General features: G+C 42.4%; 16 protein-coding genes. 3 read left to right on the top strand and 13 right to left on the bottom strand.

Annotated features, from left to right (window positions below):
• Nucleotides 1-65: 65 nt before the first annotated feature.
• Nucleotides 66-842: a tRNA isopentenyl-2-thiomethyl-A-37 hydroxylase MiaE gene (gene miaE / locus AACW06_RS05980; protein ID WP_192074402.1), complete on the top strand. Its 777-nt coding sequence runs from the start codon at nt 66-68 to the stop codon at nt 840-842.
• 131 nt (nt 843-973) lie between these two features.
• Here miaE and pyrF read toward each other — a convergent pair whose 3' ends face one another.
• The 13 genes from pyrF to tig all read right to left on the bottom strand — a co-directional run bounded on the left by pyrF (nt 974) and on the right by tig (nt 15,154).
• Nucleotides 974-1,678 carry an orotidine-5'-phosphate decarboxylase gene (pyrF, locus tag AACW06_RS05975; protein WP_192074401.1) on the bottom strand — a complete coding sequence of 235 codons (705 nt, stop codon included), beginning with the start codon at nt 1,676-1,678 and terminating at the stop codon, nt 974-976.
• A gap of 86 nt (nt 1,679-1,764) precedes the next feature.
• The gene (gene lapB / locus AACW06_RS05970; RefSeq protein ID WP_192074400.1) at nt 1,765-2,934 is read right to left on the bottom strand and encodes a lipopolysaccharide assembly protein LapB; all 1,170 of its coding nucleotides are present in this window, start codon (nt 2,932-2,934) and stop codon (nt 1,765-1,767) included.
• Between the two features lie 21 nt (nt 2,935-2,955).
• Nucleotides 2,956-3,231, bottom strand: a complete 276-nt coding sequence (locus AACW06_RS05965) for a LapA family protein (RefSeq protein WP_192074399.1) — start codon at nt 3,229-3,231, stop codon at nt 2,956-2,958.
• A gap of 143 nt (nt 3,232-3,374) precedes the next feature.
• Nucleotides 3,375-3,671 (bottom strand): integration host factor subunit beta, encoded by a 297-nt coding sequence (ihfB, locus tag AACW06_RS05960; protein WP_192074398.1) that lies wholly within the window; start codon nt 3,669-3,671, stop codon nt 3,375-3,377.
• Nucleotides 3,672-3,737: 66 nt separating this feature from the next.
• Entirely contained in the window at nt 3,738-5,408 is a 1,671-nt protein-coding gene (gene rpsA / locus AACW06_RS05955) for a 30S ribosomal protein S1 (RefSeq protein WP_053310123.1), read from the bottom strand.
• 103 nt (nt 5,409-5,511) lie between these two features.
• Entirely contained in the window at nt 5,512-6,192 is a 681-nt protein-coding gene (gene cmk / locus AACW06_RS05950) for a (d)CMP kinase (protein WP_053310124.1), read from the bottom strand.
• 173 nt (nt 6,193-6,365) lie between these two features.
• A complete protein-coding gene (locus AACW06_RS05945) occupies nt 6,366-6,659 on the bottom strand; it encodes a ComEA family DNA-binding protein (protein ID WP_192074397.1) in 294 nt (97 codons plus the stop codon).
• 139 nt (nt 6,660-6,798) lie between these two features.
• Complete coding sequence (gene ppiD, locus AACW06_RS05940; RefSeq protein ID WP_192074396.1) at nt 6,799-8,658, bottom strand: peptidylprolyl isomerase; 1,860 nt, start codon at nt 8,656-8,658, stop codon at nt 6,799-6,801.
• Between the two features lie 158 nt (nt 8,659-8,816).
• The gene (locus tag AACW06_RS05935) at nt 8,817-9,089 is read right to left on the bottom strand and encodes an HU family DNA-binding protein (RefSeq protein WP_053310127.1); all 273 of its coding nucleotides are present in this window, start codon (nt 9,087-9,089) and stop codon (nt 8,817-8,819) included.
• Nucleotides 9,090-9,285: 196 nt separating this feature from the next.
• On the bottom strand, nt 9,286-11,637 hold the full coding sequence (lon, locus tag AACW06_RS05930; RefSeq protein WP_053310128.1) for an endopeptidase La: 2,352 nt from the start codon (nt 11,635-11,637) through the stop codon (nt 9,286-9,288).
• A 120-nt stretch (nt 11,638-11,757) separates the two neighbouring features.
• The gene (gene clpX / locus AACW06_RS05925) at nt 11,758-13,038 is read right to left on the bottom strand and encodes an ATP-dependent protease ATP-binding subunit ClpX (RefSeq protein WP_053310129.1); all 1,281 of its coding nucleotides are present in this window, start codon (nt 13,036-13,038) and stop codon (nt 11,758-11,760) included.
• A gap of 82 nt (nt 13,039-13,120) precedes the next feature.
• Nucleotides 13,121-13,747: an ATP-dependent Clp endopeptidase proteolytic subunit ClpP gene (gene clpP / locus AACW06_RS05920; RefSeq protein WP_192074395.1), complete on the bottom strand. Its 627-nt coding sequence runs from the start codon at nt 13,745-13,747 to the stop codon at nt 13,121-13,123.
• A 105-nt stretch (nt 13,748-13,852) separates the two neighbouring features.
• The gene (tig, locus tag AACW06_RS05915) at nt 13,853-15,154 is read right to left on the bottom strand and encodes a trigger factor (RefSeq protein WP_192074394.1); all 1,302 of its coding nucleotides are present in this window, start codon (nt 15,152-15,154) and stop codon (nt 13,853-13,855) included.
• A gap of 552 nt (nt 15,155-15,706) precedes the next feature.
• On the opposite strand from tig, the gene AACW06_RS05910 reads away from it, so the two are divergent.
• Entirely contained in the window at nt 15,707-17,494 is a 1,788-nt protein-coding gene (locus AACW06_RS05910; RefSeq protein WP_192074393.1) for a sensor histidine kinase, read from the top strand.
• A 15-nt stretch (nt 17,495-17,509) separates the two neighbouring features.
• On the top strand, nt 17,510-18,850 hold the full coding sequence (locus tag AACW06_RS05905) for a sigma-54-dependent transcriptional regulator (RefSeq protein WP_192074392.1): 1,341 nt from the start codon (nt 17,510-17,512) through the stop codon (nt 18,848-18,850).
• Nucleotides 18,851-18,854 lie beyond the last annotated feature (4 nt).

Here is an 18,854-nt window from a genome sequence, read left to right as displayed (position 1 = left end):
ATACCACCTCGATTTAATTCTAATTTTGAAGGTCGCAAACGCGGCCTTTTTTACACAGTAACGACATGATAAACAAAACAACAATCCAATCCCTATTAGAGCCTATACACCAATTTTTGCAATGTGAAACCCCCGATGAATGGGTAGAAGAGGCTCGTAAACCTAGCAATTTAAAAATCATTCTTCTCGATCATTTACTCTGTGAGCTGAAGGCTGGACAATCAGCGATGTATCTAATTCGCAAATACGCTGTTGATCAACAAAGTGCGCGTACCCTCTTAGATTGGTTCAAACCTTATGAAGATTTTGCTTATCGCCATATCGGCTCCATGGAAACCCTTAAGGGCAAAAGTAATATTTCCAAGATGATTATGGCTAAGTCAAACTCTCCTTATAGCCAAGATTTGATCGACAAAATGGTTCTCCTGATTAAAGAAGAGCTTCACCACTTCTATCAAGTACTCGAAATTATGCATTCCCGTGGCATTGAATATGAGTCAATACCAGCGAGCCGATATGCAAAAGGGCTGCTATCGCATATGACAACACATGAACCTAATACCTTGATTGATAAGCTCATTATTGGCGCCTATATTGAGGCCCGTTCTTGTGAGCGATTTGCAAAACTTGCTCCGTATTTAGATGAAGACATTGCAAAATTCTACATTTCATTATTGCGCTCAGAAGCAAGACACTATCAAGATTACCTAGCGCTAGCAGAGCAAATTGCAGGCAAAGATATTAGCGAGCGAGTCAATTATTTCGGCCAAGTTGAAGCTGATTTGATCACCACAATAGATAATAATTTTAAGTTTCACAGCGGTCGTCCCGCTTCAAACTGATTAAGCGCATAATAATAAACCCTACCGAAGTAGGGCTATCACTGATAAAATTTTCACTTTGAATTTTCATTAACTGAAGTCGAGGTAATTTACGCTACCAGTCAATTTAGCGACTGTTTATCCCTTTATTATCATCCGCACGGAAGAAGACTTTCATTTATCGCTTTTAAAACAGCATCAGGCTGCTCGGACTGTGTGATTGGGCGACCAATAACTAAGTAGTCAGATCCCGCTTTGATCGCCTCATATGGTGTCATGATGCGTTTTTGATCGCCTACTTCAGCACCTACAGGACGGATCCCAGGAGTAATTAGCTTGAAATCATGACCAAAGCTACCTTTAAGCATTGTAGCTTCTTGCGCTGAACAGACTACACCATCTAGGCCTGAGTTTTTGGTAAGACTTGCAAGTCGCATGACGTGTTCTTGTGGAGTCGTATCAATGCCAATACCACGCAGATCGCTCTGCTCCATGCTCGTTAAGACCGTCACCGCAATCAACAATGGCTTATCGTTACCATAAGGTTCTAGAATTTCACGCGAAGCTGTCATCATTCTCTCTCCACCACTTGCATGAACATTGACCATCCATACACCAAGTTCGGCGGCGGCTCTTACGGCTTTAGAGCATGTATTAGGAATATCATGAAACTTAAGGTCTAAAAATACTGAAAAACCACGCTTATGAAGTTCGCGCACAAAATCTGGACCAAACAGTGTAAACATCTCCTTACCTACTTTTAGTCGGCAAGAATTAGGGTCGATTTTATCGACAAATGCTAAAGCTTCATCTTGTCTATCATAGTCCAACGCGACAATCACTTTCTGGTCTTTCATTATTACTCCTAACAGTATTGAACCTAAAAAAAAGCAGCTTATTAGCTGCAAATTCTTTTTCGAGTTAACGGATTAACTCTGGTGAATCATTCTCCATCTAGCCCACGAATGGGTTTGATTGACCCCCAATTTTTACAAGAAGGACAGTGCCAATATAAGGAATGAGTAGAGAAACCACATTTTCTACATCGATAATGGGGCTTCACTTTAAGCTGCTCTCCTACCAGTTTCTGCAATGTAGACAAACTATCTTTAGCTCTTCCCTCTTCAGCATCGGCTAGATGATAATCAATTAAACGATAAAAGCCTTTCATCGTTGGATTTTTTACGAGTTGCCTGGTTAGCAAGTCTTGAGCTGCACCAACGCCTTCATGTTGTGCAACTAACTGTGCAAGCATCAATTCAGCCGATACACCCGCTTCTTTTTCTATACATTCTCTTAAGAACTCGACCAAGTGCTGTTCTTGGCCAATGTGGTGGTAACAGTCTGCTAGAGTAGGAAGGATTTCACCTATAAAATCAATATCTTGTTCTAAAACCATCTGCATGTATTTAATGGTATGCTGATAATCTTCACGTTCAAGGTATAACTTCCCTAAAGAGATGGTAGAACGCACACATTTAGGGTCTTCGCTTAATGCCTTCTTAAAATTCTGAATCGCCTTGCTATCGTTGCCATCTGATTTTTCTTGCATAGCGAGTTCACACCAAAAATGAGCAATCACACTACGCATTCTCTTGCGGCCTAATTTCACCAAATCATAGGCGTAATCAATGGCTTTATGCCATTCACGAGTTTGTTGATAAATAGCGACGAGTTGCTGTAATGCACCTTCACGGTGTTCAGGTTCATCCACTAACTGCTCAAATATTCTCTCAGCACGATCAAGAAAGCCAGACACCATATAGTCTTTTGCCAACTGTTGTAGAGCGAGATTTTTTTGGTCAATGGTTAAACTCGAACGAGATATCAGATTTTGGTGAATACGAATAGCACGATCGACCTCTCCTCTTGAACGAAATAGATTGCCTAACGCCAAGTGAGTATCAATGGTTTCATTATCGACCTGAAGCAGTTCAATGAAGTGATCAACCGCTTTGTCTGATTGATCAGAAAGCAGTAAATTAAGCCCCGTAACGTATTGACGGGATATTTGGTGAGAATGCTTCTGCTTGTCTTGCTGGGCACTACGATTGCCCATATACCATCCGTAAGCGGCTGCTATTGGCAATAACAAGAAAAGAATTTCTAACATTAAGTCAGCCTTTATTCCATTCTAAGCTTTACTTATAACGGCATTTTTTTCAGCCGTCTGTTTCTTCAGCTGCTTATTTAGCTTTCGCAGCTGTAACTGAGATTTAAAATAAAAGCTACTGCCAATTAACCAAGCTAAAGCAAAACCTGAGACAAACACTACACCAAGTAAAGTAGATAGGTGGAATTCACCTTGAGCGAGTAAGTAATTAAAAGTCACAACCACTTGATTTTGTGCACCTAATGCTAAAGCAATCAAAAAAAGCGCAACAATGAGAACGATTTTTATAATTTTCATAAGCCATTACCTATCCAGTATTGATCTGGTCTGATTATGCAGGAAAACGACTTCACAAACCATGTCTATCTATAGATTGATATCATAAAAAAGCGGCATACCAACTGTATGCCGCTTCTCAAAATAGGTTCTAAATAACAAATTTAGAGGCTCTCATTAACTCGCTCACGCAACTCTTTGCCTGGTTTGAAATGAGGTACAAACTTTCCGTCTAATACCACTTTATCACCAGTTTTAGGGTTACGTCCCACCCGAGGCTCACGATAGTGCAAAGAGAAACTACCAAATCCGCGAATTTCAATTCGCTCTCCGCTCTCCAAAGTTGATGCCATGCGTTCAAGAATATCTTTCACTGCATCTTCAATTTCTTTAGCAGATAGGTGCGTTTGCTCAGCACAGAGTCTTTCTATCAATTCAGACTTAGTCATAGTTTCCCTCATTACTTGCTTATCAAAGTAGGCACTAACCGAAAAAAGGAGCCTTTCGGCTCCTTCTAGCGAGTTAGATTATTCGCCTTTAGCAGCCTTGAATGCATCTGCCATAGCATTACCGAACGCACCTTCATCAGTTTTGTTCAGAGTAGCCATTGCTTCTTGCTCATCAGCTTCATCTTTAGCTTTGATAGATAGGTTGATTACGCGGTTCTTACGGTCTACACCAGTAAATTTCGCTTCAACGCTATCACCAACGCTTAGGATTAGAGACGCATCTTCAATACGGTCACGCGATACTTCAGAAGCACGGATGTAACCTTCAACGCCGTCTACAAGTTCAATTGTAGCACCTTTCGCGTCAACTGCAGTAACAGTACCGTTAACTAGAGTACCTTTTTTGTTATCTGCAACGTATGCATTGAACGGGTCGTTTTCCATTTGCTTAACGCCAAGAGAAATACGCTCACGCTCTGCGTCTACTGCTAGAACAACTGCAGAGATTTCATCGCCTTTCTTGTAATCACGTACCGCTTCTTCTCCTGCAACGTTCCAAGAGATATCAGATAGGTGAACAAGACCGTCGATGCCGCCGTCTAGACCGATAAAGATACCGAAGTCAGTGATAGACTTGATCTTACCAGTAACTTTGTCGCCTTTAGCTTGTGCTTCAGCGAATGACTGCCATGGGTTAGCTTTACACTGTTTCAGACCTAGAGAGATACGACGACGCTCTTCGTCAATATCAAGAACCATAACCTCAACTTCGTCGCCAACATTAACAACTTTAGATGGGTGGATGTTCTTGTTAGTCCAATCCATTTCAGAAACGTGTACTAGACCTTCAACGCCTTCTTCAATTTCAACGAAGCAGCCGTAGTCAGTTAGGTTCGTTACACGACCAGATAGTTTGTGACCTTCTGGGTAACGCTTAGCGATTGCTACCCATGGATCTTCGCCTAGTTGCTTAAGACCTAGTGATACGCGAGTACGCTCACGATCGAACTTAAGAACTTTAACTAGGATTTCGTCACCAACGTTAACGATTTCTGATGGGTGCTTAACGCGTTTCCATGCCATATCTGTGATATGTAGAAGACCGTCAACACCACCAAGATCAACGAATGCACCGTAGTCAGTAAGGTTCTTAACGATACCTTTAACTTCAGTTCCTTCTTGTAGAGTTTCAAGAAGTTCGTCACGCTCAACGCTGCTTTCTGATTCGATAACAGCACGACGAGAAACAACAACGTTGTTACGCTTCTGGTCTAGCTTGATAACTTTGAACTCTAGCTCTTTGTTTTCTAGGTGAGCAGTGTCACGGATAGGACGTACGTCTACTAGAGAGCCAGGAAGGAAAGCACGGATACCGTTTAGTTCAACAGTGAAACCGCCTTTAACTTTACCGTTGATGATACCAACAACAGTTTCAGCTTCTTCGTAAGCTTTCTCAAGAACGATCCAAGCTTCGTGACGCTTAGCTTTCTCACGAGAAAGTTGAGTTTCACCGAAACCATCTTCAACAGCATCAAGAGCTACGTCTACTTCAGAACCAACTTCAACTTCAAGTTCGCCAGCAGCGTTCTTGAATTGTTCAGCAGGGATAGCAGACTCAGACTTAAGACCAGCATCTACAAGAACGAAACCGTTCTCGATAGCTACTACAGTACCTTTAACGATAGTACCTTGTTGAAATTCAGTTTCGTTTAAAAACTCTTCAAAGAGTTGAGCAAAAGATTCAGTCATTTATTTAATCTTCAATAATTAAACTTCCACGGGTATCCTACCGCATGGGGTTATTAAATTCGCCAGTCATCATCCTTGCGACCAACGCTCTTACCTAACAGAACTATTCTGCTAGCTTAGATTCGGTATATTGTAATGCTTTTTCTACAACTTCGTCGATAGACATTGAAGTTGAATCAAGCAATAGCGCATCCTCAGCAGGTCGTAATGGAGCCACTGGGCGGTTACGATCTCGATCGTCACGCTCTTGGATTTCGCTTAAAAGGGCGTCAAATTTAACATCTAGGCCCTTGAGTTGCAACTGCTTAAAGCGGCGCTGAGCACGCTCTTGCGCACTCGCGTCTAAGAATATCTTTACTTCAGCTTGTGGGAATACAACGGTCCCCATATCACGCCCGTCAGCAACTAGGCCTTGCTCTTTGGCAAAAGCACGCTGACGACGCAGTAACGCTTCACGCACTCGAGGTAAAGCCGCTACTTTTGATGCCGCCATACCAGTTTCTTCTTTGCGTAGCTCTTTAGATACGTCTTCACCTTCCAAGATAACTTTCACTAAGTCACCTTCCGCCAAAAACTGAACATCCAAATGCGTTGCTAAAGGCACGAGAGCATCTTCTGATTCTGTGTCAACTCCGTGGTGAATAGCGGCGAGTGCAAGCACACGGTATATTGCCCCAGAATCTAATAAATGAAAGCCTAATTTTTTAGCCAACAACATACAAAGCGTGCCTTTACCAGCACCACTTGGTCCATCAACGGTTATAACCGGTGTATGAGAGGACATAATTTACTCCAATTCGTTTTAGTGCGACACATTGCTCGCTTTTGTCGGCGACAAATTATAGTGCTTATCCATTAAAGGTGCTAGAAAGGAATGTTGATGTGCCTGAAATAGTGCAATAAAAAGTAGTGAAGAGGAGCTCTTCATATAGCCCCTCATTATTAATTTATACCAAACTATAATAAAATTCTGTCTTCATTTTTTTGAACGATGGCATTACCGATTCCTTTTACTTGGCTCAGTTGCTCCTTCGTTTTAAACGCTCCATTTTGCTCTCGATAGTCGACTATCGCTTGTGCTTTTTTTAAACCAACACCTTTTAATAAATCAGCGAGCTCTTGTGCGGATGCTTGGTTTATATTGACGGTAATTTCTATACCTTGGTAAGTGTCTGCGACGTCTTCGGACGCAAAAGTAGGCGTAAGTGGCAATATTAAGCTTAAAACGAGTAACCATAGTTTCGATTTCATCTGAGTATCTCCTTGTTGTCAGTTCAGTCACCTCTATACTAACGACTTTAAAAACACATTCAGATGCATAAAACCAAAAATTAAAATGGGCTACATCTGCAGCCCATTTTGAGTTTCATATCAGTTACATTGCTGGTAACTATTGGCTCACAACATAGTACTCAATATCCGTATTCTTACGTAAGATACTTAGCATTCCCGCAAGGTCTTGTTGGCTACCCATTCGTTCTAGCTGAGCACCAATTTGATCGTTGTATTCTGGTGTAACTTTTGACTCAACTTTATCAAGCTGAATAATGACGACATCACCATTTGCCACTTTTGCTTGCCCGTAAATCACGCTATCCGTTACTGGTTTAGGTAATGAGAAAACGGTATTAGCAAGTGGTGAGCTGCGATCAATCATTTCTGCCTCACCAAATTCCAGAGCGTTCTGTTCGAGCAGTGATCGATCTCCATTTTGTAGTGAAGCGACGAGTTTTTCGCCCAACTCCGTTGCCTGTTGCTCACCTTTCACTTTTGAAAGTTGAGTAACCACTTGTTCTTTAACCTCAGATAACGGCAGTACCATTTGCTCACGAACATCGTTAACACGAACCACAATAACGTGCTCAGGCGCAACTTCTATCACCTCAGAATTTAGGCCATCCTCTTTTACTTCTGGGCTCAAAATCGCTTGTAGCACCGTTGGTGTCAACAACAATTCTGGCGCATCTTTTTGTGAAATAAAGTCAGTAGTTTGGATGGTTGCAGAAATAGCTTTAGCTGCATCATCTAAAGAATCTGGAAATTCAAACGCTACTTTTTCTAATTCACTTTGGAGTTCATAGAATTTATCGACCGCTTTTTGATCTTTTAGCTCTGTTTTAATTTCAGAAGCAGCTTGCTCATAAGGCTGGGCAACCGAGTCTTTTACTTCATCTAAACGAATGATGTGGTAACCAAATTCAGATTTAACTAAACCTGTTACATCTCCGACATTTTGAAGTGCGAACGCTGCTTCTTCAAAAGCAGGATCCATCACATCACGTTCAATCCAGCCTAGGGATCCCCCCTCTTCTGCGCTACCAATATCTTCAGATTTCTCTTTTGCTAACGTCGCAAAATCCGCACCTGTATTGATTTCATCAAGTATTGCTTGCGCTTTGGCTTCATCGTCACCTTGTACCAGAATATGACTCACTTTACGTTGAGCTTGTGTTGAGTACTTATCCAGATGCTCTTGGTAATACTTTTTCGCTTGCTCTTCAGAAACGGCCATTTGCTCTTTCAACTGTTCAGCCGAAAGTTCTATATACGCAACTTTCACCTGTTCAGGTCGAGTGTAACGATCTGGGTTCTGTTGGTAATATTGTTCAATGTCTTCTTCTGTTAATTCTACTCCTTTAGCAAACTCATCAAGAGATAGCGTTAACGAACGAATATTACGCGTTTGAGAGATAAGTTGACTTTGCTCATCAATTTCACCAGGAAGAATAAACTCACTGCCTTGAATGGCGCTCAACAATTGGTTACGAATCAAGTCACGACGTAGATATTCAGCAAAACTTTCTGGCGAAAAACCGGCACGACGAAGCGCTGCTTGGTAGATTTCTTGATCAAATTTTCCGTCAACTTGAAACTGAGGCATATCAATAATAATTTGACGAACCTGAGCATCGCTGACTCGTAAACCTAACGACTGAGCATGTTGCTCAAGTAGTAGGTCGTTGATCATGCGGTCAAGTACAGATTTACGGAAAGACTCTACATAGCTTGGATCAGCCAACAAATTAGCAAAGTAGTCACCTAATTGGGACTGCATGCGATTGCGCTCATTTTGATATGCTTGCTCAAAGTCTCCACGACCAATCTCAGTATTGCCAACTTTTGCTGCTGCATTGTTGCTACCACTGACGAGGTAACTACCTACACCTGCGAAGATGAATGATAAAATAATCATTCCTAAAATAATTTTCACCGCGATGCTGTTCACGCCTTCGCGTAATCGATCCATCATAATCTAACTGCTCTCCGGATAAGAAGTTTCACACTTCAACCTAAAAATTTGAATAGCGCGATAATATCAGAAAAAGAAATGCGCATCAGTAGGATGCGCATAATTTCAAAAGGTTCGAATTAATTTTGCCTACCAGTGGCAAAAAAAGACGATTTTGATTAGTTACAGGCGTCTTTAAGAGCTTTACCTGCTTTGAATGCAGGAACTTTTGCTTCAGCAATTTGAATTTCTTCACCCGTTTTTGGGTTACGACCTGTGCGAGCGGCACGAGTACGAACACTAAATGTACCAAAGCCAACAAGAGCAACTTGGTCACCAGACTGAAGAGTACCGCTTACCGCTTCGATAAATGCATCAAGAGCACGACCTGCAGATGCTTTAGAGATGTCAGCGTTATCTGCGATTTTTTCTACTAATTGTGTTTTATTCACTGTGTTTCCCCTTAGTGTCACCAGTTATAATTTTTTAATGGTGACTTTTCCGTTCCATTAAGTTCCTAAACTAGCTTGAAGCCTTATCGTGTCTGGGTTGCAAGCTATAGTGAGTTACGTTAGCGCCCAAAAAAAACGCTGACAAGCCTTTTTAAGCCTATCAGCGCAATCTTTTACTTATTTTTGCTACACATCACTATTTTTTAGCGTCAAACTCAACCCCTGATGGGTCTCGCTCCAGTGCAACCTTTAAAACCTCATCAATCCATTGAACTGGAATGACTTTTAGATCGGCAATAACGTTGTCAGGAATCTCTTCCAAATCACGCTCGTTATCTTTCGGGATCAGTACCGTGGTAATACCACCGCGATGCGCTGCCAACAGTTTTTCTTTCAAGCCACCAATCGGAAGCACTTCACCACGCAAGGTTATTTCCCCTGTCATCGCCACTTCAGCTTTAACTGGGTTCCCCGTGAGGCTTGAAACAAGTGCTGTACACATAGCGATACCAGCACTTGGACCATCTTTCGGTGTCGCACCTTCTGGCACGTGGACGTGAATATCACGTTTTTCGTAAAAATCTGGGTTAATCCCTAATTTCTCGGCACGAGCTCGAACCACAGTCATCGCTGCTTGAATCGACTCTTGCATCACATCACCCAAAGAACCAGTTTGGGTGAGTTTACCCTTACCTGGCATGGATTCAGTTTCAATCGTTAAGAGGTCACCACCCACTTCAGTCCACGCAAGACCTGTTACTTGACCAATACGATTGCTGTCATCGGCTTTACCGAAGTCACAACGTTGTACACCAAGGAACTCTTTCAAATTCTCTTGATTTACTACAACGGTTTTTATCTCTTTATTCAACAAGATATTTTTAACAGCTTTACGACAGATTTTTGAAATCTCACGCTCTAAACTACGCACGCCGGCTTCGCGAGTATAGTAACGGATGATGCCAATGATTGCAGAATCTTCAATGACGATTTCATGCGCTTTTAAGCCATTACGTTCTATCTGTTTGGTAACCAGGTGACGCTTAGCAATGTTCAGTTTTTCGTCTTCGGTATAACCAGAAAGACGGATCACTTCCATACGGTCAAGAAGTGGCCCTGGAATGTTCATTGAGTTTGACGTGGCAACAAACATAACGTCCGAGAGATCATAATCGACTTCAAGGTAATGATCGTTAAAGGTGCTATTTTGTTCCGGATCAAGTACTTCAAGTAATGCAGACGAAGGATCACCACGCATATCTGAAGACATTTTGTCAATTTCATCCAATAGGAATAGCGGATTTTTAACACCAACTTTTGCCATTTTTTGGATCAATTTACCTGGTAGTGATCCAATGTAAGTTCGGCGATGGCCTCGAATTTCAGCTTCATCACGAACACCACCCAGAGCCATACGCGTGTACTTACGCCCAGTGGCAGCAGCAATAGAGCGACCCAATGATGTTTTACCGACACCAGGAGGCCCAACAAGGCAAAGGATTGGACCTTTTAACTTGTTGATACGACTTTGTACCGCAAGATACTCTAAAATACGCTCTTTCACTCGTTCTAGACCGTAGTGATCAGAATTGAGGATCTCTTCAGCTTTCGTTAAGTCCTTCTTAACTTTAGAGCGTTTTGTCCACGGGACATTAACCATCCAGTCGATATAGCTACGTACCACTGTCGCTTCAGCAGACATTGGAGACATCATTTTCAATTTCTGAAGCTCTTGTTCTGTCTTCTCGCGTGCTTCTTGCGGCATTTTTGATTCATCAATTTTCTTTTTCAGCGTTTCAAATTCGTCAGGTGCATCATCCATATCACCCAATTCTTTTTGAATCGCTTTCATTTGCTCATTGAGATAATACTCACGCTGAGACTTTTCCATCTGTTTTTTAACGCGGCCACGAATTCGTTTTTCAACCTGTAGTAGGTCAATTTCCGACTCCATCTGTCCCATTAGGAATTCTAGACGCTCGCTGATATCAATAATTTCTAAGACTTTTTGTTTATCAACCAGCTTTAACGGCATGTGCGCAGCAATGGTGTCAGCAAGACGAGCGGCTTCATCGATACCATTCAATGATGTAAGTACTTCTGGTGGAATTTTCTTATTTAGTTTAATAAAACCATCAAACTGGTTAATAGCACTACGCACTATAACTTCCTGCTCTCTTTCATCCAGCTCAGGAGTAATAAGATACTGTGCTTCAGCTGAGAAAAAATCACCTTCAACAAAGCGGTCTATTTTCGCTCGTTGTTGACCTTCCACCAACACTTTGACAGTGCCGTCAGGTAGTTTAAGGAGCTGTAAAATGGTAGCAACAGTTCCAACGTCAAATAGATCTTCTATCGTTGGTTCATCAGTTTCTGCTTTTTTCTGTGCCACTAATAGAACTTGTTTGTTGTTGTCCATTGCCGCTTCAAGGCATTGGATAGATTTTTCTCTACCAACAAACAAAGGAATAACCATATGAGGATAAACCACCACATCACGTAGAGGCAGTACGGGGATTTCGATACGCTCGGAACGCTCCAAGTTCATATTATTCTCTCTTCCGCTTTAACTTATTACCGAGTATATGGGGGCTAACTAACTGGATTCAATAACAGAATAAAAAAAAGGAGGTATTTGCTACCTCCTTTAAATATTTATCTCTGCGTTTTACTCTGCGCCTGCTGCTTGGCTCTCATTTGCGCTGTAAATTAGCAGCGGTTCAGATTCACCATTGATTACCGATTCATCGATTACCACTTTGCTAACATCCGATACAGATGGAAGCTCATACATGGTATCGAGCAAGACACCTTCTAAAATTGAACGTAAACCACGTGCACCGGTCTTGCGGTTCATTGCTTTTTTCGCAATCGCTCGCAATGCATCTTCACGGAATTCAAGTTCGACATTCTCTAACTCGAAGAGTGCAGCATATTGCTTAGTCAGTGCGTTTTTAGGCTCGCACAAGATTTGAATCAGCGCTTCTTCATCAAGTTCAGTCAGTGTAGCCGTAACAGGAAGACGACCAATGAATTCAGGGATTAAACCGTATTTCACCAAATCTTCTGGCTCAACTTGAGTGAACAGCTCGCCAATGGTCTTAGTTTCATCTTTGGAACGAACTTCCGCTCCAAAGCCAATACCAGAACCTTTAGCAACGCGTTGATCAATTACTTTATCTAAACCAGCAAATGCACCACCACAGATAAATAGAATCTTAGATGTGTCTACTTGCAGAAATTCTTGCTGCGGATGCTTACGTCCACCTTGTGGCGGTACAGAAGCAACAGTACCTTCAACCAATTTCAATAGCGCTTGCTGAACCCCTTCACCCGATACATCTCGTGTAATCGATGGGTTTTCAGCTTTACGAGAAATCTTATCGATTTCATCGATGTACACAATACCGCGTTCGGCTTTAGCAACATCGTAATCACACTTCTGAAGTAGTTTTTGGATGATGTTTTCGACATCTTCCCCTACATAACCCGCTTCTGTTAGTGTGGTTGCATCAGCCATCGTGAACGGTACATCTAGGAAACGAGCCAGTGTTTCTGCCAGTAGTGTTTTACCACTACCCGTTGGGCCAATAAGCAAAATATTACTCTTGCCAAGCTCAACCCCTTCACTTGTCGTATCACCGTTACGTAAACGCTTGTAGTGGTTATATACTGCAACTGCAAGCACTTTTTTCGCGTGTTCTTGGCCAATCACATAGTCATCAAGATGTTCACGAATCTTACGTGGCGTAGGTAACGCCTCAGATTCCTTTTTAGGCAGAACATCTTTAATCTCTTCACGAATGATGTCGTTGCATAAATCAACGCATTCATCACAAACGTAAACAGAAGGACCGGCGATCAGCTTGCGAACTTCGTGCTGGCTTTTACCACAGAAAGAGCAGTACAACAGCTTGCTACTACCGCTCTCTTTGCTTTTGTCTGTCATTCGCTAACCTCTTAGCCTTTACTCTTAATGGTTTGAGTGTAACTCAAATTAAGCCAAAATGCGTAAACAATTATGACAACTGTTACTCGCCACGTTTGCTCAAAATAGAATCAACTAAACCGTATTCAACCGCTTGGTCTGCTGACATAAAGTTATCACGGTCAGTATCACGTTCAATCACTTCTAGTGGTTGACCCGTGTGCTCAGCCAATAGTTTGTTGAGTTTTTGTTTAATGGTCAAAATTTCTTGAGCGTGGATCTGAATATCAGAGGCTTGACCTTGGAAACCGCCCAAAGGTTGGTGGATCATCACTCGTGAATTAGGTAACGCATAACGTTTACCAGGAGCGCCACCTGCTAATAGAAATGCTCCCATAGAACAAGCTTGTCCCATACATACCGTACTCACATTAGGCTTAATGAACTGCATGGTGTCATAAATTGACATCCCTGCGGTTACGCTACCACCTGGGGAATTAATGTATAAGAAAATGTCTTTGTCAGGGTTTTCTGATTCTAAAAACAGCAATTGTGCAACGACAAGATTTGCCATTTGGTCTTCAACTTGACCTGTCAAGAAAATCACTCTTTCTTTAAGCAAGCGGGAATAAATATCGTATGAGCGCTCACCACGGGAAGTCTGCTCAACCACCATGGGTACTAGCGCGTCAATAATTGGCGACATTGCGTTTTTTTCTTGGTAGCTCATATTGTTATGTCCCTAAAATAAATGGCCCGGATGATGGGTATCACGCGGACCATTGTTAGCAGAATAGTTAACGTTAAGTCAACCACCTACGCTACATATTGCTTATTAAGCAGGTTGTTGGTTCATTAGCTCGTTGAAGCTAACTGCTTTCTCAGAAACCTGTGCTTTAGCGATGATCGCGTCGATTGCTTGCTCTTCAAGAGCAACATTACGCATGTTGTTCATCATTTGCTCATTTTGAGCATAGTAAGCCATTACTTCAGCAGGATCTTCGTAAGCAGTCGCCATTTCTTCGATTAGCGCTTTTACTTTCTCATCATCTGCTTTTAGCTCTTCAGTTTTAATCACTTCGCCAAGAAGAAGACCAACAACTACACGACGTTTAGCTTGCTCTTCGAACAATTCACGTGGAAGTTGCGCTGCCGCTTCAGGGTTGCCACCAAAACGTTGTGCAGCTTGTTGGCGTAGCACACCGATTTCTTGGTCAATAAGTGCAGAAGGAACGTCAATGTCGTTCTCTTTCACTAGGCCTTCGATCGCTTGCTCTTTGATGCGGTTCTTAACTGCTTGCTTAAGCTCACGCTCCATATTTTTGCGAACTTCAGCTTTAAGCGCTTCAACACCGCCTTCAACAACACCGAATTTAGCAACAAACTCATCGCTTAATTCTGGTAGTTCACGAGTTTCTACTTTGTTGATCTTGATTGCGAATTTCGCCGCTTTACCTTTTAGGTTTTCAGCGTGGTAATCTTCAGGGAAGTTTACGTCGATTTCGAATTCCATGCCTTTCGTTTTGCCAACGATACCGTCTTCAAAACCAGGAATCATGCGGCCTGCACCCATTTCTAGTGGGAAGTTTTCAGCTTTACCGCCTTCAAATTCAACACCGTCGATTGAACCAACGAAATCGATAGTTGCGCGAGAACCGTCTTCAACTGCTGCATCAACTTCAACCCACGTAGCTTGTTGCTTACGTAGCGTTTCTAGCATTTCAACAACATCTTCTTCTTTAACTTCAACCGCTGGTTTTTCAACAGTGATGCTTTCTAGACCTTTCAACTCAACTTCTGGGTAAATTTCAAAAGTTGCAGTAAAAACAAGGTCTTGACCTTCTTCAGTAGCGACTGGAGCAAAAGTCGGAGCACCTGCTGGGTTGATCTTTTCTTTTACGATTGCTTCGATGAAGTGACGTTGCATTACTTCGCCCATCACGTCTTGACGTACCGCTTTGCCGTACATTTGAGCAACCATTTTCATTGGAACTTTGCCTTTACGGAAACCATCGAAACGACGATTTTTCGCGATGTTGCGTAGTTCAGCTGTAACTGCATCTTCAATGTTAGCAGCAGGAACAGTAATATTCAGACGGCGCTCTAGGCCTTCTAGCGTTTCAACAGTAACTTGCATTATTTATAAACCTCAAAACTGGCTCAGTATTTCTGAGCATCATGAGCCGTAAGCTAGGCTATCGCCTGGTGCTTGGCTGCATCCTTGTGTTGTGTTCTATCCGAACACTTCAATTAAAATGAGCGTCGACATCTGAAGCGAAAACACCCAAACATCGGACTAATGAGCGATATCTTTACCAACCTAGGTCAAAAAGGTGTCTCCGATTAGTCTCAGGACAGAAAATTTAGACGCGACATTCTACCGACCTAAGTCAGTGCTGTCGAGCCAATCACCGCTTGGAGGTGATTCAATGCCCTAAATTGCCTATCGAGTGCTAAAAATTCCATCAACACGGAAAGCACCCGTTTTGAAATGGGGACAATAAAGGCTTTTTCAAGGGAATCGAGGCTTTTTTTATCTCAGAAGTGTAAAAAGAGATCTTGCTCCTGTTTTGTGACGCACTATTGAACTCTTTTTAGACAAAAAAACATCGAAAACCAGTAGACTTATCGTGTTCAGAAATGGATTTTCTTAATCACAACCGCAGTTGCAATAGAAGAGTAACCAAGGATGCTAGCGATTCGCCGTGTCAGTCTAATTTTTGTGATACTGTTCGTGTTGATAACAGCACTGGGTGCTCACCTTATCTGGCAATACAGTTACCAAAACTTATTAATTGAACATCAAGCTCAACTTGATCGTTTCTCTAGCCATATCACGGCTAAACTCGATAAATATGCACACATACCAAGATTACTCTCTAAAGATAAGGAGCTAATCGATGCATTAAACAGCCCTAACAATAGTGCCCAAGTAGAGATTACTAATCGCTACTTGGAACAAGTCAACGAAGTCATTCAAGCGGCCGATACGTATCTCATCGATCAATATGGCAATACCATAGCCTCAAGCAACTGGAACCTTGATCGTTCTTTTATCGGTCGCAACTTCGCTTGGCGGCCGTATTTTAAAGCGGCTATTACGAACCAGGAGAGTCAATATTTTGCGCTAGGCTCAACATCTGGCCAACGCGGTTACTATTATTCTTACCCTGTCATCTATGCGGCTGATGTGATAGGTGTGGTGGTGGTTAAAATGGATCTCTCGGCCATTGAAGAAAACTGGCAGAGCAAGCAAAGCTACTTTGTAGCAACCGACAGCAACAACATTATTTTTATGTCCAGTAAACCGCAATGGCTGTTTAAAAGCGTGGATACGTTGACCGAGAGTCAACGATTATTAGTACAAAATAGTCGCCAGTACCTTGAAACTTCGATTCGTTCTCTCGGTTTAGTGGGTGACTTTACCGCTCCAGTTTCTGAATGGCAAAACCCACATCAAGGTTGGTTCAAAGGTGACTTCATTGTCTCTACACGTGCTTTGCCTAATGTTTCGCTCAATATCCGCGTGTTATCGCCGAAGATGAATATTTTTTGGGATAGCTTTGCCTTTGCCCTGATCTCTAGCATGGTATTTGCCATCATTTATTTAGCGCTCCTACTCATCCATCACCGTCAACTCAAACAGCGCCAGATCGAACAATTGCAATCAGAAGCCAAGCAAAAACTCGAATTTTTAGTGATGGAAAGAACCTCAGAGCTGCACGCAGAGATTGCCGAGCGAAGTAAGACCGAAGTAATGCTAAGACAAACTCAAGATGAACTAATACAAGCCGCTAAGCTTGCGGTATTAGGAGAAATGTCCGCCAGCATTAGCCACGAACTCAATAATCCACTCGCCGCCATTCGAAGTTTTGCCGACAATGGACGCCGCTTTTTGGCAACGGGCAAGCCCGAAAGAACCGATGATAATCTTGCTCGCATTTCTGCGCTAACTGAACGCATGGCAAAAATTAGCGAACAGCTTAAATCGTTTGCGCGCAAAAGTGCAACGGATGAGAAAGTCATTGCACAATTAATACCGATTATCTTATCGACTAAAGAGTTGATGCAGCCTCAATTCAAATCGCACTTAATTCAGTTTCATTGTGAATTACCCAACCAGCCCATTCTAGTCAGAGTAAACCTTATCCAGTTAGAACAAGTCTTGATTAACTTACTCACCAATGCCGTTCAAGCTGTTGATGAACAAAAAGAAAAATGTGTTCACTTGACAACAGAAATCCATCAGGATTACGTTACTATTCATATTGATGATAACGGGCCAGGAATCTCACAAGAAAAAATTGACCACCTTTTTGAACCGTTTTTTACCACTAAAAAAAATGGACTGGGGCTTGGTCTTTCTATCTCACAGCAAATAATACAAAGTATGGATGGCAAGTTAAGCATGACGAAATCAACGCTTTCAGGGGCTCGCTTTTCCGTATCATTACCACAAATCGCAGAACCACAATAATCACAAGGACACCATATGTGTGATGTGTTTTTTATTGACGATGAAGATGATATCCGTATCGCCATCGAGCAAAGTTTTGAATTAGCCGACATTAGTGCTCGCCTCTTTGCTAGCGCCGAAGAAGCCTTACTTGCCGTGAAAAGCAATGGCCTGCCTCTTGTGGTCGTCACCGATATCTGTTTGCCAGGCCTCACAGGGCAAAACCTACTCAATTCTATCCACCATCAAGACCCTGATATCCCTGTGATATTAATCACTGGCCACGGGGATATATCGATGGCCGTACAAGCGATGCACGATGGAGCGTACGACTTCATTGAAAAGCCTTTTGTCACCGAACGATTGATGGAAACCGTTCAACGAGCCATAGAAAAGCGCCAACTAACGCTTGAAAATCAACAGTTAAAACGCACTCTCAAAGCTAGCCAAACGTTGGGGCCTCGTATTATCGGTGCTGCTCATAGTATTGAGTCATTACGCGAGACGATTACGCACATTGCTGATACCAATGCAGACATTTTGCTGTTTGGCGAAACAGGGACTGGTAAGGAATTGGTTGCACGTTCCTTGCATGAGCAAAGTTCACGCCGCGAGCAAAATTTTGTTGCCATTAATTGTGGTGCCGTACCTGAAAATTTGATTGAAAGTGAGCTATACGGACATGAAAAAGGCGCGTTTACTGGCGCAGATACAAAACGTATTGGTAAGTTTGAACACGCGCAAGGTGGAACACTTTTTTTAGACGAAATCGAATCCATGCCGATGCAAGCTCAAATTCGCCTACTTCGTGTGTTGCAAGAAAGAGTCATCGAACGCGTTGGTTCCAATGAGCTACTTCCTTTAGATATTCGCGTTATCGCTGCCACCAAAATCGACCTAAAACTGGCCGCGGAAGAAGGTACTTTTCGACAAGACCTCTATTACCGACTCAATATTGTTACACTTGATATTCCACCGCTGCGCGATAGAAAAGAAGACATTCCAGCCTTATTTCACCATTTCCTTTTGGTGGCTGCTGCGCGTTATGGTAAGGCCGCCACCGCGCTACCACAATCAGACATGCAAACATTGATTAGCCATGACTGGCCAGGCAATGTGCGCGAACTGAGAAATGCCGCAGAGCGTTTTGTTCTGCTCGGTAAACTCATTCAATTAGGAACCACCCAACCAGCCATCCAAACAACCAGTAACCTGACAGACCTAGTGGCTGAATTTGAAAAATCGACTATTGAACAAGCGTTAATTGAATGCGGTGGAAGTATAAAAGAGACGATGGAAACGTTGAATGTGGCGCGTAAAACCTTATATGACAAAATGCAGCGCTACGGGTTAGACAAAGACAATTATAAGATTTAATACC

It is taken from the genome of Vibrio sp. S12_S33 (assembly GCF_963889785.1).
Taxonomy (GTDB): Bacteria; Pseudomonadota; Gammaproteobacteria; order Enterobacterales; family Vibrionaceae; genus Vibrio; species Vibrio aestuarianus.
The sequence above is the reverse complement of the archived record's forward strand: the minus strand, read 5'-3'. Positions and strand labels throughout refer to the sequence as shown.

Coding starts and splice junctions, on each gene's coding strand:
- ihfB (WP_192074398.1), bottom strand. CDS start 3,671: ATGAGGGAAACTATGACTAAGTCTGAATTGATAGAAAGACTCTGTGCT.
- rpsA (WP_053310123.1), bottom strand. CDS start 5,408: ATGACTGAATCTTTTGCTCAACTCTTTGAAGAGTTTTTAAACGAAACT.
- clpP (WP_192074395.1), bottom strand. CDS start 13,747: ATGAGCTACCAAGAAAAAAACGCAATGTCGCCAATTATTGACGCGCTA.
- AACW06_RS05905 (WP_192074392.1), top strand. CDS start 17,510: ATGTGTGATGTGTTTTTTATTGACGATGAAGATGATATCCGTATCGCC.
- lon (WP_053310128.1), bottom strand. CDS start 11,637: ATGAACTTGGAGCGTTCCGAGCGTATCGAAATCCCCGTACTGCCTCTA.
- miaE (WP_192074402.1), top strand. CDS start 66: ATGATAAACAAAACAACAATCCAATCCCTATTAGAGCCTATACACCAA.
- AACW06_RS05945 (WP_192074397.1), bottom strand. CDS start 6,659: ATGAAATCGAAACTATGGTTACTCGTTTTAAGCTTAATATTGCCACTT.
- AACW06_RS05910 (WP_192074393.1), top strand. CDS start 15,707: ATGCTAGCGATTCGCCGTGTCAGTCTAATTTTTGTGATACTGTTCGTG.
- lapB (WP_192074400.1), bottom strand. CDS start 2,934: ATGTTAGAAATTCTTTTCTTGTTATTGCCAATAGCAGCCGCTTACGGA.
- clpX (WP_053310129.1), bottom strand. CDS start 13,038: ATGACAGACAAAAGCAAAGAGAGCGGTAGTAGCAAGCTGTTGTACTGC.
- cmk (WP_053310124.1), bottom strand. CDS start 6,192: ATGTCCTCTCATACACCGGTTATAACCGTTGATGGACCAAGTGGTGCT.
- ppiD (WP_192074396.1), bottom strand. CDS start 8,658: ATGATGGATCGATTACGCGAAGGCGTGAACAGCATCGCGGTGAAAATT.
- AACW06_RS05965 (WP_192074399.1), bottom strand. CDS start 3,231: ATGAAAATTATAAAAATCGTTCTCATTGTTGCGCTTTTTTTGATTGCT.
- pyrF (WP_192074401.1), bottom strand. CDS start 1,678: ATGAAAGACCAGAAAGTGATTGTCGCGTTGGACTATGATAGACAAGAT.
- tig (WP_192074394.1), bottom strand. CDS start 15,154: ATGCAAGTTACTGTTGAAACGCTAGAAGGCCTAGAGCGCCGTCTGAAT.